Origin of the sequence: Devosia sp. SD17-2 (assembly GCF_029201565.1) — a bacterium.
GTDB lineage: Bacteria > Pseudomonadota > Alphaproteobacteria > Rhizobiales > Devosiaceae > Devosia.
The window spans coordinates 1-16,070 of record NZ_CP104002.1; the positions used below are offsets into that span (position 1 = coordinate 1).

General features: G+C 63.3%; 15 protein-coding genes. 7 read left to right on the forward strand and 8 right to left on the reverse strand.

From position 1 onward, the window contains the following. From dnaA to gyrB, 5 genes are all read left to right on the forward strand, one after another. Complete coding sequence (dnaA, locus tag NYQ88_RS00005) at positions 1–1,470, forward strand: chromosomal replication initiator protein DnaA (protein WP_275652953.1); 1,470 nt, start codon at positions 1–3, stop codon at positions 1,468–1,470. Between the two features lie 221 nt (positions 1,471–1,691). After that, positions 1,692–2,072 (forward strand): hypothetical protein, encoded by a 381-nt coding sequence (locus tag NYQ88_RS00010; protein ID WP_275652954.1) that lies wholly within the window; start codon positions 1,692–1,694, stop codon positions 2,070–2,072. 119 nt (positions 2,073–2,191) lie between these two features. Further along, entirely contained in the window at positions 2,192–3,313 is a 1,122-nt protein-coding gene (dnaN, locus tag NYQ88_RS00015) for a DNA polymerase III subunit beta (protein WP_275652955.1), read from the forward strand. A gap of 241 nt (positions 3,314–3,554) precedes the next feature. Continuing rightward, complete coding sequence (gene recF / locus NYQ88_RS00020) at positions 3,555–4,667, forward strand: DNA replication/repair protein RecF (RefSeq protein WP_275652956.1); 1,113 nt, start codon at positions 3,555–3,557, stop codon at positions 4,665–4,667. A 169-nt stretch (positions 4,668–4,836) separates the two neighbouring features. After that, entirely contained in the window at positions 4,837–7,263 is a 2,427-nt protein-coding gene (gene gyrB / locus NYQ88_RS00025; RefSeq protein WP_275652957.1) for a DNA topoisomerase (ATP-hydrolyzing) subunit B, read from the forward strand. 48 nt (positions 7,264–7,311) lie between these two features. On the opposite strand, the gene NYQ88_RS00030 is transcribed toward gyrB, so the two are convergent. Beyond that, positions 7,312–8,154: a sensor domain-containing diguanylate cyclase gene (locus tag NYQ88_RS00030; RefSeq protein WP_275652958.1), complete on the reverse strand. Its 843-nt coding sequence runs from the start codon at positions 8,152–8,154 to the stop codon at positions 7,312–7,314. A gap of 379 nt (positions 8,155–8,533) precedes the next feature. Then, a complete protein-coding gene (gene infC / locus NYQ88_RS00035) occupies positions 8,534–9,070 on the reverse strand; it encodes a translation initiation factor IF-3 (protein ID WP_275654971.1) in 537 nt (178 codons plus the stop codon). A 275-nt stretch (positions 9,071–9,345) separates the two neighbouring features. On the opposite strand from infC, the gene NYQ88_RS00040 reads away from it, so the two are divergent. Beyond that, positions 9,346–9,990 carry an alpha/beta hydrolase gene (locus NYQ88_RS00040; protein ID WP_275652959.1) on the forward strand — a complete coding sequence of 215 codons (645 nt, stop codon included), beginning with the start codon at positions 9,346–9,348 and terminating at the stop codon, positions 9,988–9,990. A gap of 47 nt (positions 9,991–10,037) precedes the next feature. Here NYQ88_RS00040 and NYQ88_RS00045 read toward each other — a convergent pair whose 3' ends face one another. Continuing rightward, positions 10,038–10,334 carry a DUF3817 domain-containing protein gene (locus NYQ88_RS00045; RefSeq protein ID WP_275652960.1) on the reverse strand — a complete coding sequence of 99 codons (297 nt, stop codon included), beginning with the start codon at positions 10,332–10,334 and terminating at the stop codon, positions 10,038–10,040. Between the two features lie 118 nt (positions 10,335–10,452). On the opposite strand from NYQ88_RS00045, the gene NYQ88_RS00050 reads away from it, so the two are divergent. Then, positions 10,453–11,019 carry a NifU family protein gene (locus NYQ88_RS00050; protein WP_275652961.1) on the forward strand — a complete coding sequence of 189 codons (567 nt, stop codon included), beginning with the start codon at positions 10,453–10,455 and terminating at the stop codon, positions 11,017–11,019. Between the two features lie 44 nt (positions 11,020–11,063). Here the strand turns inward: NYQ88_RS00050 and NYQ88_RS00055 are convergent, their stop codons facing one another. From NYQ88_RS00055 to NYQ88_RS00075, 5 genes are all read right to left on the reverse strand, one after another. Continuing rightward, positions 11,064–11,990 carry an acetamidase/formamidase family protein gene (locus NYQ88_RS00055; RefSeq protein ID WP_275652962.1) on the reverse strand — a complete coding sequence of 309 codons (927 nt, stop codon included), beginning with the start codon at positions 11,988–11,990 and terminating at the stop codon, positions 11,064–11,066. Continuing rightward, a complete protein-coding gene (locus NYQ88_RS00060; protein WP_275652963.1) occupies positions 11,990–12,994 on the reverse strand; it encodes a hemolysin family protein in 1,005 nt (334 codons plus the stop codon). The genes NYQ88_RS00055 and NYQ88_RS00060 overlap by 1 nt, the downstream gene beginning before the upstream one ends. A 108-nt stretch (positions 12,995–13,102) precedes the next feature. Beyond that, on the reverse strand, positions 13,103–13,579 hold the full coding sequence (gene ybeY, locus NYQ88_RS00065) for an rRNA maturation RNase YbeY (RefSeq protein ID WP_275652964.1): 477 nt from the start codon (positions 13,577–13,579) through the stop codon (positions 13,103–13,105). Positions 13,580–13,623: 44 nt separating this feature from the next. Continuing rightward, the gene (locus NYQ88_RS00070) at positions 13,624–14,685 is read right to left on the reverse strand and encodes a PhoH family protein (RefSeq protein WP_275652965.1); all 1,062 of its coding nucleotides are present in this window, start codon (positions 14,683–14,685) and stop codon (positions 13,624–13,626) included. Positions 14,686–14,818: 133 nt separating this feature from the next. Further along, entirely contained in the window at positions 14,819–16,045 is a 1,227-nt protein-coding gene (locus NYQ88_RS00075) for an FAD-dependent monooxygenase (protein WP_275652966.1), read from the reverse strand. Positions 16,046–16,070: the final 25 nt, after the last annotated feature.

Here is a 16,070-nt window from a genome sequence, read left to right on the forward strand (position 1 = left end):
ATGACCGATACCAATTCCGAAGCCCAGCGCGAACTCTGGAACCGGGTGCGCGCCCGCCTCAAAACGGCTGTCGGCGAAGATGTCTTTGCCTCCTGGTTTGCCCGGCTTGAGCTTGAAGAGCTCGTCGACGACCTGGTGCACCTGTCCGCCCCGACCCGCTTCCTCTGCTCCTGGGTCCAGTCCAATTACGCCGACCGCATCGTCGAGGCCTTCCGTCACGACGTTCCCGAAGCGGGCCGCCTGCAGGTCACCATGCGGGTCAATGGCCAGGCCCGCCCGCGCCTCTCGGTCGCTCCCGCGCCGGTCGCTGAAGCGCCAGTGGCCCAGATCGCCGGCCCCGCTTCCGCTGACACCGCACCCGCTGACAAGGCCGCAGCTGCTCCGGCAGCGCCGCGCATGAGCCGCGAGCCGGCCAAGGGCGACGCCCTTTCGGGTAGCGCTATCGATCCGCGCATGACCTTTGACAGCTTCGTTGCCGGCGATGCCAATGAAATGGCGCTGGGCGTGGCCAAGCAGATCGCCAATGCGGCGATCAACAACACGGTCACATTCAACCCGGTCTATATCCATTCGACCGTGGGCCTGGGCAAATCGCACCTGCTCAACGCCATTGCCCACGCTGTCAGCCAGGCCGATTCGACCAAGAACATCGTCTATCTGACCGCCGACCACTTCATGTACCATTTCATCACCGCCGTGCAGCGCCAGTCGGCGCTCGGCTTCAAGGAATGGCTGCGCAAGGTCGACCTGCTGCTGATCGACGACATGCAGTTCCTGCAGGGCAAGTCGGCCACTGAATTCGGTCACACGCTCGGTGCGCTTCTGACCGGCGCCAAGCAGATCGTGGTGGCCGGCGATGCGCCGCCGCGCGATCTCGAAATGCTCGATGAGCGCGTGCGCTCGCGCCTTTCGGGTGGCCTTGTCGTGCCGATCTCCAATTTCGACATCGACCTGCGTCGCGCCATCGTGCAGCGCCGGGCCGAACACGCCACGGCTCGCTTCGGCATGCACTTCCCGCTGCCGGTGCTCGACTATGTCGCCCGCGCCGTCACCAGCCACGGCCGCGACCTCGATGGCGCCGTAAACCGTCTCGTCGCTGCCAACCAGTTGACCGGTGAGCTGATCACCGTGCCGCTGGCCGAAAAGACGCTGGCCGACCTGATCCGCGCCCGCGACGCCAAGCGCGTCCGTATCGAGGACATCCTCAAAATTGTCTCTCGCCACTACAAGGTGCCGCGCAACGAACTGCTGTCCGCCCGCCGCTCGCGCGATGTGGTGCGTCCGCGCCAGATCGCCATGTATCTGGCCAAGGCGCTGACCAGCCGCTCGCTGCCCGAGATCGGTCGTCGCTTCGGCGGCCGCGATCACACCACCGTGCTGCACTCGGTGCGCAAGGTCGAACAGATGATCAAGGACGATCTCGAACTCGGCCAGGAAATCGAACTTCTGAAGCGCATGCTCGAGGAATAGGCGCGACATTTTTCCCGCACTATCGGTGCGAGAAAGCGCTGCCGCCGCTCTTTCGAGGCCCCAGCTTTTACAAGCCTCTGGCAGCCCCTCATTTTTATGATGAGGGGTTGCGCTCGTTTGGCCCCAAGGCGATGCTTCGCCTTAGCGCCCGGGGGAAATAAAGCTGGGCACTCTTTGGCAACGGCCATGTTTCGGCCCGAACAAGGCGGCACCAGCGGGGGATGAATCGCTTCTTATTTGCCGTCGCCCTGGTTTTTTCCCTTTCCGCTCCGGCCTTCGCCCAGCAGCTGACCCCCGATGCCTATCTCAAGCAGAGCCAGGCCATCGCCATTCGCGTGCAGCAGCAGCTGATCGACTGCTGGAATGTGCCGGAAGGCGCCGAGGGCCTCAGAATTGCGCTTGATGTCGGCTTTTTCGGTAATGGTCAGCTTGACGGAACGGCGGTTATTCCCGCTGAGAGCCTCAAGCAGGCCAGCAAATATCCGGTCCTCGCCGAAAGCGTCCTCAGGGCCGTATCCGACTGCACACCCTTCACCGGGCTCGAGGAACTTGGGGCCGGAACAATGGAGCGCTTCTCCATCACCGTCTATTTCCAGAGCTGATCCACAGTTTGGCGACCGGCAAATCCCCGCTGGCCTTGCCAATTCCTTATGAAACTGTAAACGTCCTGCCCCGGCCCTTCGCCGGTTTTGCTGTCGCCTATCGCCAGGAAAGTGCCGCTATGAAAGTCACGCTCGAACGCAATCACCTGCTCAAGTCGCTGAGCCATGTGCATCGGGTGGTGGAGCGCCGCAACACCTATCCGATCCTGGCCAACGTCCTGTTCAAGGCCAGTGAAGACCATATCGAGCTGCGCGCCACGGACCTCGACATCGAGGTCACCGAGAGCGTGCCGGCCATGGTCTCGACCCCCGGCACCACCACGGTACCGGCCCATACGCTTTATGAAATCGTGCGCAAGCTCGCCGACGGCGCCGAAGTCCGGCTCGAGACCGATGGCGGGGAGAACATGGTTCTCACCTCCGGCCGCTCGCGTTTCAATCTGGCCTGCCTGTCGCCCGAGAGCTTCCCCGATCTCAAGTCCGGCGCCTTTGCCCATGAGTTCGACATTGCCGCTGCATCGCTGCGCGAGCTCATCGAACGCACCCAGTTCGCGATCTCCAACGAAGAGACGCGCTACTATCTCAACGGCATCTATTTCCACGCCGTCGAGAATTCCCAGACCGGCTGGCTGTTCCGCGCCGTGGCCACCGATGGTCACCGCATGGCCCGTGCCGAGATCGCAGCCCCCGAGGGCGCCAGCGGCATGAGCGGCATTATCGTGCCGAAAAAGACCGTGGGCGAAGTTCTCAAACTGCTCGACGGCGTCGATGGTGACGTTCATGTCGAGGTTTCGGACACAAAGATCCGCTTCACCGTCGGCCCGGTCGTGCTGCTGTCCAAGCTCATCGAAGGCACGTTCCCCGATTACGACCGAGTGACGCCCAAGAACAACGACAAGCAGATGATCGTCGACAAGCAGGGCTTTGCCATTGCCGTCGACCGCGTCTCGACCATTGCCTCCGATCGCGGCGGCAAGGCGGTCAAGCTTGCCGCCCATGACGGCCTGCTCGAACTCTCGGTCACCAATCCTGACCATGGTACGGCAAGCGAAGAACTGGCGGTCGAATTCGAGATCGAGAATTTCGAAATCGGCTTCAACGCCCGCTATCTGCTCGACATCGTCAGCCAGATCCGCAGCGAAAGCGCGATCTTCCTGTTCAACGACGCCAACTCCCCGACCCTGGTCAAGGAAGAAGGCGACGCCAACGCCCTTTACGTCCTGATGCCGATGCGCGTGTGATCGGGGCGTGTCCAGCACTCACCTTGATATCCACCCCCCTCACCCGTCTCGCCCTTTGGGCGATCCACCCTCTCCCTCCAGGGGAGAGGGGCAGGCTGGCGATTGCCAAGAACGCGATACCCCCCTCTTCCCTTGAGGGAGAGGGTGCCCGAAGGGTCACCGAATTCGCTACCGAATTCGGTCGGGATGAGGGGTGTACTTCCTCTGGCGGTCCGGGCCGAGCGTTGGGTACCAGCAAATCATGATCCGCCACATCTCCCGCCTGCGGCTCACCGCCTTCCGCAATTACAGCGCTGCCGCACTCGACCTCGACGAGCGCCATCTGGTGCTCACCGGCCCAAATGGCTCGGGCAAGACCAATCTCCTCGAAGCAATTTCTGTTCTGTCGCCGGGGCGCGGGTTGCGCGGGGCGAGTTTTGAGACCCTGCAGGCGCAGGGCTCTGACATGGGCTGGGCAGTAGCCGCAACCATTGAGACCGACAATGGCCCCGCCGATATCGGCACCGGCGCCCTGCCCGAGGGCGGTCGGCGCGTGCGCATCAATGGCGCCAATGCCCGCTCCATCGAGGCGATGAGCGACTATATGCGCGTGCTCTGGCTGACGCCGGCGATGGACGGGCTCTTCTCCGGCCCGGCAGGCGAGCGCCGCCGCTTCCTCGATCGGTTGGTGACGACGCTCATTCCCTCGCACTCCTCCTCGGTCGCCGATTTCGAAAAGGCCATGCGCCAGCGCAACAAGCTGCTCGAAGAGGGCGGCGACGCCCATTGGCTGGGCGCCATTGAGGCGCAGATGGCCGAACTGGGCGCCTCCATCCACCTGGCGCGTACCGACAGCCTCAGCCATCTCCAGAGCCTGATCACCGACAGCCTTGAGGACGCCAGCTTTCCGGCCGCGCTCCTTGCCCTGACGCCGCTGTTCGAGACCGGAGCAGAACCGGCCACATCGGCAGCGCTCGAGGCCGAGCTGGCGCAGCGCTGGCATGCGTTGCGCGGCCTTGATCGGGCTGCCGGGCGCACCACATTAGGGCCACACCGCGTCGATCTCGAAGTGGTGCACGCCCAGAAGGCCATGCCGGCTGCCCTGGGCTCCACGGGCGAACAAAAGGCCCTCCTCATCGGACTGATCCTTGCCCATGCGCGGCTGGTGCGCCTGCGGACCGGGATCGTGCCCTTCCTGCTGCTCGATGAGATCGCCGCCCATCTCGATCCCGAACGCCGCCGGGCGCTGTTTGCGGCCCTCGACGGGCTGGGCACGCAGTGTTTCCTCACCGGCACCGACCCGCTGCTGTTCGAGGCTTTGGAAGACCGGGCACAACGCATCACGGTGCGCGACGGACGCTTGACGCACGAGTAATTTTTACTCTTGCCAGCCTCTGGCGCCCCGTTACGGACCAGAGCAAGCCCTGCGGCCCAAAAACTTGTCCTTATGCCCAGCAAAAGCCTTAAAAACCGGCAATTTTCTTGGGGTTCAAGCCCCATTCCGCTAGAACTAAAAGACTTCGAAAAGGACTGATTCGGACCCCATGAGCGAAGCCGAAAACACCACCCCGAACGAATATGGCGCCGACAGCATCAAGGTGCTCAAGGGTCTCGACGCGGTGCGCAAGCGCCCGGGCATGTATATCGGCGACACCGATGACGGTTCGGGCCTGCACCACATGGTCTACGAGGTGGTCGACAACGCCATTGACGAGGCCCTTGCCGGCCACGCCGATCTGGTGACGGTCACGCTCAATGCCGATGGCTCTGTCACCGTAACGGACAATGGTCGCGGCATTCCGGTGGGCATCCACAAGGAAGAAGGCGTCTCGGCGGCCGAGGTCATCATGACCCAGCTGCACGCCGGCGGTAAGTTCGACCAGAACTCCTACAAGGTTTCCGGCGGCCTGCACGGCGTGGGCGTCTCGGTCGTGAACGCGCTTTCGGTGTTCCTCAAGCTGCGCATCCGTCGCGACGGCAAGGTCCACGAGATCACCTTTACCCATGGCGTCGCCGATGCGCCGCTCAAGGAAGTGGGCGAATACGAAGGCCGTTCGGGCACGGAAGTGACCTTCCTGCCGTCGTCCGACACCTTCACCATGGTCGATTTCGACTTCAAGACGCTTGAGCATCGCCTGCGCGAACTGGCCTTCCTCAATTCGGGCGTGCACATCCTGCTCGCCGATCGCCGCCATCCCGAGCCGATCGAGATCGATCTGTTCTACGAAGGCGGGCTCGAGGCTTTCGTGCGCTATCTCGACAAGTCCAAGCAGCCGGTGATCGAAACCCCGATCATGATGCGCTCAGAAAAGGACGGCATCACCGTCGAAGTGGCGCTGCAGTGGAACGACAGCTACCACGAGAACGTGCTCTGCTTCACCAACAACATCCCGCAGCGCGATGGCGGCACGCACCTTGCGGGCCTGCGCGGTGCGCTGACGCGTCAGGTGACCGGCTATGCTGAAAGCTCCGGCATTTCCAAGAAGGAAAAGGTGACGCTCTCGGGTGATGACACCCGCGAAGGGCTTACCTGCGTCCTCTCGGTGAAGGTCCCGGACCCGAAATTCTCCTCCCAGACCAAGGACAAGCTGGTCTCGTCCGAAGTCCGCCCGGTCGTCGAGAACATCGTCAACGAAAAGCTCGGCCAGTGGTTCGAGGAGCACCCGAACGAAGCCAAGACGATCGTCGCAAAGGTGGCCGAGGCCGCTGCGGCGCGCGAAGCCGCCCGCAAGGCGCGCGAGCTGACCCGTCGCAAGGGCGCACTCGAAATCTCGTCCCTGCCCGGCAAGCTGGCCGACTGCCAGGAACGCGACCCGGCGAAGTCTGAAATCTTCATCGTCGAGGGTGACTCGGCAGGTGGTTCGGCCAAGCAGGGCCGCGACCGCTCGAACCAGGCTGTGCTGCCGCTGCGCGGCAAGATTCTCAACGTCGAGCGCGCCCGCTTTGACCGCATGATTTCGTCCGACCAGGTCGGCACGCTGATCACCGCGCTCGGCACGGGCATCGGCCGGGAAGAGTTCAACCCGGACAAGCTGCGCTACCACAAGATCATCATCATGACGGACGCCGACGTCGACGGCGCCCATATCCGCACCCTGCTGCTGACCTTCTTCTACCGGCAGACCCCGGCCCTGCTCGAGCGCGGACACATCTACATCGCCCAGCCGCCGCTCTATAAAGCCACGCGTGGCCGCTCCGAGCTCTATCTCAAGGACGAGCGCGCGCTGGAAGACTATCTGCTCCAGGGCGGGCTTGAAGACGCCGTGTTCAAGACCCGCGACGGCATCGAACATGCCGGTCCGGATCTCCTGGGCATCCTGCAGCAGGCGCGTGACATCACCTACGCCATCGACAATCTCAACACGCGCTACAATCGCAGTCTTGTCGAGCAGACCGCCATTGTCGGCGGACTGGATCCCGATGGCATGTCCGATCCGACCAAGAGCGGGGAGACGCTCAAGCGTGTCGCCAGCCGCCTTGACCGGATTTCCGACGAACTCGAGCGCGGCTGGACCGGCGAGATCACCGAGGACGAGGCCCTGGCCTTCTCGCGCACCGTGCGCGGCGTCACCGAGACCCACCAGATCGACCGCGCCCTCCTCCAGAGCGCGGACGCCCGCAAGCTGCGCCAATTGGCCGAACGGCTCGATGAATTGTTCGGCGGCGTGCCGACGCTCACCCGCAAGGGCGACACCATCAACATCTTCGGACCGACCTCGCTGTTCAAGGCCGTCACCGATGCCGGCCGCAAGGGCGTGTCGCTGCAGCGCTATAAAGGCCTCGGCGAAATGAATGCCGAGCAGCTCTGGGAAACGACCCTCGATCCCAATGCCCGCACCCTGCTGCGCGTCGAGATCGACAAGACCGACGAGGCCGACCAGATCTTTACCGCCCTCATGGGCGACCTGGTCGAGCCGCGCCGCGACTTCATCCAGGACAATGCGCTCAATGTGAGCAATCTGGACGTCTAACCAACAAAGGCCCGTTTTTCGAAACGGGCCTTTTGTTATTGCTGCAGCCTATTGGCCCAGCATGCAGATCCGGTTCCGCCCAGCCTGCTTGGCGCGATAGAGCTGGGCATCGCTGGCTTCAATCAAGGCCACTGGATCGAGCCCCTCGCCCGACACTCCGGCAACGCAGCCACAACTGATGGTCAGCACGGACCCAAGCGGCGAGGCGGCATGGGGAAGCGCCAGCCTGCGCACATTGTCCATGATCCGCTCCAGCACCTGGCGCGGATTGGAGGACTCGGGCAGTACGAGGCAAAATTCTTCCCCGCCATAGCGCGCCGCCGTGTCATAGGGTCGCCAGGCGGCCGAAGCGATGGCCTCGGCGACCGCGGCCAGCGCCAGATCGCCCTGCCGATGGCCGTAATGGTCGTTGTAGATCTTGAAATAGTCGATATCGATCATCGCGACCGAGAGAGACGTGCCGTCGCGCCGGGCGAGGCTGCAGGCTCGCTCCAACTCCTGGTCCAGCGCCCGCCGGTTGCTGATCCCGGTCACCGGGTCGATCAGCGCCTGCCGCATGAGCTGGCGGTTCTCCTCCCGGAGAAGATCATTGTTCCTCTTGAGCTGCTGCTCGGCCAGCCAGCTGTCGGTGACGTCGATGACATAGCCGACGGCCCGCGCGGGATTGCCATCGCGATCGTCAAAGATCAGCGCCGAGGAGCGCACCCAGCGGATTTCACCATCCGGGCGCACGATGCGAAACTCTATGCCGTAGTTCTTGCGCTCCGAGAGCAGTTCACGCGCCGTGCTCTGCACTTCAGTGGCCCGCTCCCGGTCCTCGGGGTGAATGACGCTCTGGAAGTCGGCGACAGTAACGATGGGTCTGCCGGGGTCCCGCCCCCATGATCGCATACCAGCGCCGGTCGCAGGTCATGCGGTCGAGAGCGATATCATAATCCCAGACGCCGAGCCCACCCACCTGGGCTGCCAGTTCAAGGCGCTGCAGCTGTTCGATCAAATGGACGCCGGCGACAATGCCCTGACCTTCCGCTTCCGGCGCGGGCCGGTCAGCGTGAGAAACACCTGTCTTACCGTCAATATGCATGTGTCCCCCAGCCTGGTTCGCGACCGCCAGTGGACATCCCTCCCCCGGGAACCGCAAACCTCTTTGGCGCGGAGATAATCAACTGGTTCCGCGCCCCTCGACATTGCCGCATATGCGCCGGGCAGGCGATACAAAAAAAGCGGACCTTGCGGCCCGCTTTTAAAATTGTCCGGATGGGGCGTCGCCTTACTTTGGCGCCAGCACCATCACCATCTGACGGCCTTCGGAACGCGGCTGGCTTTCCACCTTGGCGATGGCGTCCATCTGTTCCTTGACCTTGATCAGGAGCTGCATGCCGATGTCCTGGTGAGCCATTTCACGGCCACGGAAACGCATGGTGACCTTGACGCGGTCGCCATCGTCGAGGAAGCGCTGCACAGCCTTCATCTTGGTGTTGTAGTCGTGATCATCGATGTTCGGCCGGAGCTGAACTTCCTTGACCTCGATCACCTTCTGCTTCTTGCGCGCTTCAGCTGCCTTCTTCTGGGCCGCATACTTGTAGCGGCCGAGGTCTAGCATCTTGGCGACAGGCGGGTTCGAGTTCGCGGCGATCAGGACCAGGTCCAGACCCGCTTCCTGCGCTTCCGCCATGGCGTCGCGCGTGCGCACGATGCCACGGTTCTCGCCCTCAGCGTCGATCAGCTGAACGTCGGGGCTGGTGATGTCCTCATTGGCAAGCGGCCCATCCTTCTGGGGCGCCACGGGTCTCATTGGACGGCGAATGGCAAGCGTTCCTTGTGCTATTGGTGCAAGGGGGTGAAATCGGCCCTAAAATCGTGTTACCGGATCAAGAAGTCAACTGGCGGAAATGCTGAATTTAGGCCAGTTGAGCCGGATAAGCGCCCCATTTGGGAAGCAAAAGCGACAGAGTGCCGATGAGTTCCCTTATACAGCAGAAACTTCGCGTCGGCCAGAGTGTCTCCGGGCGTGATATTGCCGTGCTGCGGCGACAGGGTCGGCACCCCGGACTTTTTTGGCTCAATGGTTTCCGATCGGTTATGACGGGGGCCAAAGCGAGCGCTGTCGACCAGTTTGGCGCCGAAAACGGACTTGGGGTTACCCGCTTCGATTATTCCGGTCACGGCGCTTCGGGCGGCGCTTTTGAAGATGGCACCATCAGCCGCTGGCTCGAAGAGGCCGAGGCGGTCTTTGCTCTCACCGAAGGCAGCCAGATCATCATCGGCTCCTCGATGGGTGGCTGGCTTGCCCTGCTGCTGGCGCGCCGGCTGCTCGCCAACAGGGATGGGCGCGTGAAGGGGCTCGTGCTCATTGCCCCGGCGGTCGACGCCACCGAAACGCTCATCCCGGCCCGTTTCACGCCCGCCCAGCAGATCGAATTGCAGCGCGACGGTTTTGTCGAGCTCGACAGCCGCTATGGCGACGGCCCCTATCGCTACAGCCAGGCGCTGCTCGACGATGGCAAATATCATTTGCTGCTGGGCTCGCCGATCGAGACCAATTGCCCGGTGATTATCCTGCAGGGCGGACGCGATCCCGACGTGCCTCCGGCGCATGCTGAGAAACTCCTGATCCATATCCTCCACGACCCGGTGACCTATAGCCTGATCCCGGATGGCGACCACAGGTTGAGCCGCCCCGAGGACCTCGAGCGCCTGACGGCAGCCATCCGCACGCTGCTTTAGGCTGCGGCAGTCGCCAGCAGCTTTAGGCTGCGGCTGGCACCAGCGGCTTACGCCGCGGCTGAGGCCAGCTGCTTGCGCTTGAGGAAGGGGTCGTTGAGAAACGTACCGAAGGGGAAGAACGAGGCGATTGTCGTCCGCGCCCATTCCAGCGGGGTAAAGCCCCGACCCCAGAGACACACAACCATGGCGACCAGATAGATCACGAAGGCCGCCCCATGCAGGGCGCCGATCGGCGGCACGAGATCGGGAATGCCCAGCCAGTATTTGGCAGGCATGGCGACGAGGAAGAGGGCCAGGGTTGTAATCCCCTCGAAGACCCCGATATATCTGAATGCGCGTATCATGATATGTCCCTAGCGCATGGGTTGTATCCAGCGCCACGCGACAAAGCAGCGCAAATTGACCTTGCGCCGCGCCCAAACTCAGATATTTTAGAAGCGTTCTAATTTCGCCGGAGGTACCATGTTCATCCAGACCGAAGCCACTCCCAATCCGGCGACGCTCAAATTCCTGCCCGGGCGCGACGTGCTCGTCGGCGAGCCGCGCGAGTTCCGCTCCGCCGAGGCTGCCGATGTCTCGCCGCTGGCCGCGAGCCTTTTCTCCATCTCCGGCATCACCGGCGTGTTCCTCGGTTCCGATTTCATCTCGGTCACCAAGGACGACACCAACTGGGCCCATATCAAGCCGGCCATTCTCGGCGTGATCATGGATCACTTCCTCTCGGGCAAGCCGGTCATCGCCGAAGGCGGCTTTGACGCTTCCGCGCTCGACGACGGCGACGAGTTCTACGACGCCGAAGACAAGGAAATGGTCGAGGTGATCAAGGAACTGCTGGCGACCCGCGTGCGCCCGGCCGTTGCCATGGATGGCGGCGACATCACCTTCAAGGGTTTCAAGGAAGGCACCGTGTTCCTGCACATGCAGGGCGCCTGCTCGGGCTGCCCGTCCTCGACGGCAACCCTCAAGAACGGCATCGAGAACCTGCTCCGCCACTTCGTGCCGGGCGTGGAAGCCGTCCAGCAGATCTGATCGCGCTCAGGCGCCAAGCGAATTTATGAAGGCTCCGATATCGTTTATCGGGGCCTTTTGCTTTCCGGCAGGTATTTCTTGGGCATGTGGCAGGCCATCGTATAGGCGGGGTCAAACACATTGCCGACCTCATAGCGCACGAGCTGGCCCATGATATGGCTCGCAGCGACGCTTGAGAGGCCATATTCCTCGCCCGTCAGCCAGTCGAACATTTCTGTGGTGGCGTGCTGCAGCGCCTGGTCGAGCGGCCGGGCATTGCCGATCGTATAAATCGTCTCGGCCGTCTCTCCACGCGGCCAGGCCTGGCGGCGATCCTTCAGCACGGAAAGGCGGAATTCTACCTCCATCGCCGTTTCAACGCCGGTGCCGACAATCTCGCCATCTCCCTGGAGAGCGTGGCAATCGCCAATGAAGAACAGCGCGCCCGGCTCGAACACCGGAAACCAGATGCGCGCGCCGGGCCCAAAACCGCGATAATCCATATTGCCGCCATTGGCGGCGCTGGTCGCCGTCGAGATGGCTTCGCCGCCTGCCGGCGCGACACCAAAACAGCCAACCATGGGCTCGAGCGGCAGAACCAGATGCTCAAGCCCGGGAACGGTTTCGCGCAGCCGCAGGGTGCGGGCGGAGAGGTCGATATCCCAGTCGATCCGGTCACGCGGGGGCAGCTCCCGAACCCGCTCGGGGTCGACGACATTGGCCGCCAGCGCGCCGCGGGTCCAGCCATGGGCCCGGATCGGGTCCATCCGCAGGATGTCGACCTGAAGCACGTCGCCCGGCATGGCGCCGTCGACGTGAAAGGGACCGTTCATGGGATTGGAGCCGCTGGTGCGGCGCACACCCTCTTTGTCGAAGCCATTGGCGTCGATGGTCTGGGTGATGATCACATCCCCGTCCGCCACCCTCAGGGCAGCGGGGACGGCCGCCAGCACACTATGCCAATGTGCTGGCGTGAAGTGATGAACCGCCACTATTCGGCGGCCAGTCTTTGGGCGTCGCTGCGCTGGTCGGTTATGGCCAGCAGCTCGTCGGTGTCGCCCTCCCGCTTGCGGCGAATGCGCAGGCGCTTGATGCGGCGCGGATCGGCCGCCAGGATCTCGAACTCGAAACCGTCGAGCCCATTCACCTTTTCGCCGCGCTTGGGCACATGGCCGGCAAGGTCGAACACCAGACCGCCGATCGTGTCGACGTCGTCGGCATGGTCACCCGGATCGAAATCAGGGCCGACCACCGCCTGCACTTCCTCGAGCTCGGCGCGGGCATTGGCGATATAGGTGTCTTCACCCACCTTGCGGACCATGGCGCTGACGGCTTCGTCGTGCTCGTCCTCGATCTGGCCGACGATGGCTTCGAGCAGGTCCTCGATGGTCACGAGACCGTCGGTGCCACCATATTCGTCGACCACGATGGCCATATGGGTGCGGCTGGCGCGCATCGACTGCAGGAGATCGCCGGCCGGCATGAAGCTCGGCACGAACATGGCCGTGCGGGTGATGCCCAGCTTGCCAACCTTTTGCTTGAGGGCCGCGGTCAGCAGTTTGACCGAATCTTCCTTCTCGGGATCGCTCAGTGGCGCAGTAATCTTGGCCATGGCGTCCTTGATGTGAATGAAGCCCACGATGTTATCGAGGTCATTCTCATAGACCGGAAGGCGCGAATGGCCCACTTGCCGGAACCGGGCGATCAGTGCGCCCAGATGGATATCGGCGCTTACCGCCTGGATATCGGAGCGCTCCACCATGATGTCGTCGATGGAGACTGCAGAGAGCTTGAGCACGTTCTGCAGGATGGTGCGCTCGCTCTCGGTAAAATCCGAGGTTTCGGAGCCAGCATTCTCGTCGAGCGCAACTTGAAGATCGTCGCGCAGCGATACCGTCCTGAGAGTCAGGAGGGATTTGATGCGATTGATCAGGCTCGGCCCCCGCGCCGCAGGTGCGAGGGCGGGGCTAGAAGGAGGGTCGGGATTATCGGGCACCCGTTTGCCCCTATTGTCGCTGTCGGTCATCGTCTCAGGCCGCAAGAGCGGCGTATCTATCCTCAGTGCTTATAAAATGCGCGTATCGGCCCACGGCTATCCGAAGGCTTAGTCTGCGTAGGGATCTGCGATCCCGAGCCCGCCCAATATCTGGGTTTCCAGGCTCTCCATTTGAAGGGCCTCGGCCTCTTCGAGATGATCATATCCTAAAATGTGCAAAAAACCATGCACCACGAGGTGAGTGAAATGATCTTCGGGGCTCTTGCCCAATTCGGCGGCCTCGCGGATCAGCGTTTCCCGCGCCAGCGTGATGTCGCCGAGCAGCCCGATGACCGGCCCGAAGGGCTCGATCTGGGGGAAACTGAGCACATTGGTCGAGCTGTCCTTGCCGCGCCACTGCGCGTTGAGATCGCGCTGCTCCTCGTCATCGGTGAGCAGCACCGAGATTTCGGCAGCTCCCTTGATGCGGGCGCCCGAGCCGGCAAGTGCGGCAAGCACGGCGCGTTCGGCGATGGCGTCGAAATGTTCGGGCCAGTCATCCGCATTGCGGATGACTGCAATTTCAAGCGGCGGGGTCGGCGGCATTGCACTCATTCATCGATAGGGTCGAAGACGGAACGGCACCGCCGTCACGTACGTGGCAGGGTGCCCAGTGTCCGCGCGAGGCCGGTGGTATCGCCTTCCTTTTCGGCGAGCCGGCGCGCGGTATCCGCCTCATAGGCCCGCACGATGCGGCCGACAAGCGCGTGGCGCACCACATCCTTGTCGTTGAAGCGCGAAATATGGACGCCTTCGACGCCGTCGAGCAGGTTTACCGCCTCGACCAGCCCCGATTTCTCCCCACGCGGCAGATCGACCTGGGTCGGATCGCCGGTGACGATCATCTTAGAGTTTTCACCAAGGCGTGTGAGGAACATCTTCATCTGCATCGAGGTCGTGTTCTGCGCCTCGTCGAGGATGACCACAGCATTGGCGAGCGTGCGCCCGCGCATGAAGGCGAGCGGGGCCACTTCGATGATGCCCGAGGTGATGCAGCGCTCGACGTTTTCGGGCTTCATCATATCGTAGAGGGCGTCATAGAGCGGGCGCAGATAGGGATCGACCTTGTCCTTCATGTCGCCGGGCAGGAAGCCCAGGCGCTCGCCCGCTTCCACCGCCGGACGCGAGAGAATGATGCGGTTGATATCGCCGCGCTCAAGGAGCGAAGCGGCATGTGCCACCGCCAGATAGGTCTTGCCGGTACCTGCCGGACCCACACCGAACACCAGCTCGCTCCGGTCCATGGCGCGCATATAGGCGTCCTGCGCCGGGGTGCGCGCAACGATGGTGGACTTTCGCGTGGCGATCTGGGCCATGCGCACCTTGCCGCGCTTTTCGAGCGTCGGCAGGGTCAGCTGGCTGTCCTCGGTCTCGACCATGCGGATCACCGCATCGACATCGGCGATGTCGACGGTGCGACCCTCTTCGAGGCCGGTATAGAGCGATTCAAGGACGCGGCGCGCCTGATCGACCTTGGACGCGGCACCCTTGAGCAAGACGTGGTTGCCCCGCGGGGTCGCGGAAACGGCCAGTCGCTGTTCGATGAGGGCGAGGTTCTGGTCGAAATCGCCATAGAGCTGTGCAGCCAGGCGATTGTCTTCAAAGGCGAGTTCGAGTTGCGATGCGAGGGCGTTATCTGCTGTGGGTGGCAAGTGCCTGCTCAAACCTTTTTGGCTCCCGGAAGGCGGCACCCATGCGCCGCCAATGCGTTAACGAGGCTAAGACGAATTCGCTGCGCTGTCTGCACATTTTTTACCTGCGGCAGCAGCGCGGCGACGGCGATTCTCAGATCGGCAGACCCGAGAGGAGTTTGGGGCCGCCATGGGAAATTCCCGAGGCGGTGCGGATCAGCGCTGACTTGATCGGGCTCACCCGATCAACGAGCCCCAGCCCGAAGTCGCGCAACGCCCGGACCGGGGCGATGTCGTTGGAAAACAGGCGATTGAGCCCATCGGTCATCACCGCCATCGAGGCCGTATCGAGCCGGCGCCACGACTGGTAGCGCTCAAGCACATCCTCGGCCCCATGATCGAGCCCCAGGCGCATCGCCTCGACGATCACCTCGGCCAGCGCCGCAACGTCCTTGAGGCCCAGATTGAGCCCCTGCCCGGCGATCGGATGGACCACATGAGCGGCGTCGCCCACGAGGGCCAGCCGTGGCCCGATAAACTCGCGCGCGATCTGCAGCCGCAGCGGAAAACCCATCAGCTTGTCCTCGAGCGTCACCGCGCCAAGGCTCGAGCCCATCACCGCCTCGATCTCAGCGGCCAGCTGTTCGGGCGTCATGGCCAGAAACTCCGGCGCCCGCTCGGCCGTTTCCGTCCAGACCAGGGACGAGCGATTGCCCGGCAGCGGCAGGCTTGCGAAGGGACCGGACGGGCGGAAATGCTCATAGGCCACGCCGTCATGCGCCAATTCGTGCGCAATCGTCGCCACCAGCCCGGTCTGGCGATAGTCATGGTGGACGACGGAAATCCCCGCCCGCTGCCGCAGAGAGGATTGCGCGCCGTCGGCCGCGACGATCAGCCCGGCTTCCAGCACACGCCCATCGGCCAGCACGAGCCGCGCCCGCGCGCCCTCGCCCCTCCAGTCTGCGATCTCGGCCGGCGCGATGACATCGACGCTCTCGCCCAGCGCCTTCAGCAGCGCGCCCGAACTCGCCTGGTTGGGCACCATATGGGCGAAGGCCTCGCCAGGCGCCACTTCGCCGTCAAACTGCAAAAACAGTGGCCTGGCAATGTCGCCCTCGCCCGAATCGGTGATGCGCATGGCGCTGATCGGCTGGGACTGCGCCGCCATCTCGCCCCAGACGCCCAGCGCCTCAAAAATCCGGCGCACACCGGCGGCAATGGCCGAGGCACGATTGTCCCGCGGCACGCTCAGGGGCCGCCGATCGACCAGCGCCAGACGAATGCCGCGCGCCGACTGGGCCAGCGCCAGGGCCAGCGTCATGCCCACCGGGCCACCGCCAACGATGATGACGTCGAATTGCTCTGGCTTGCGGTCGATCATCGTCAATCTCCTTTGTCGCCACTGT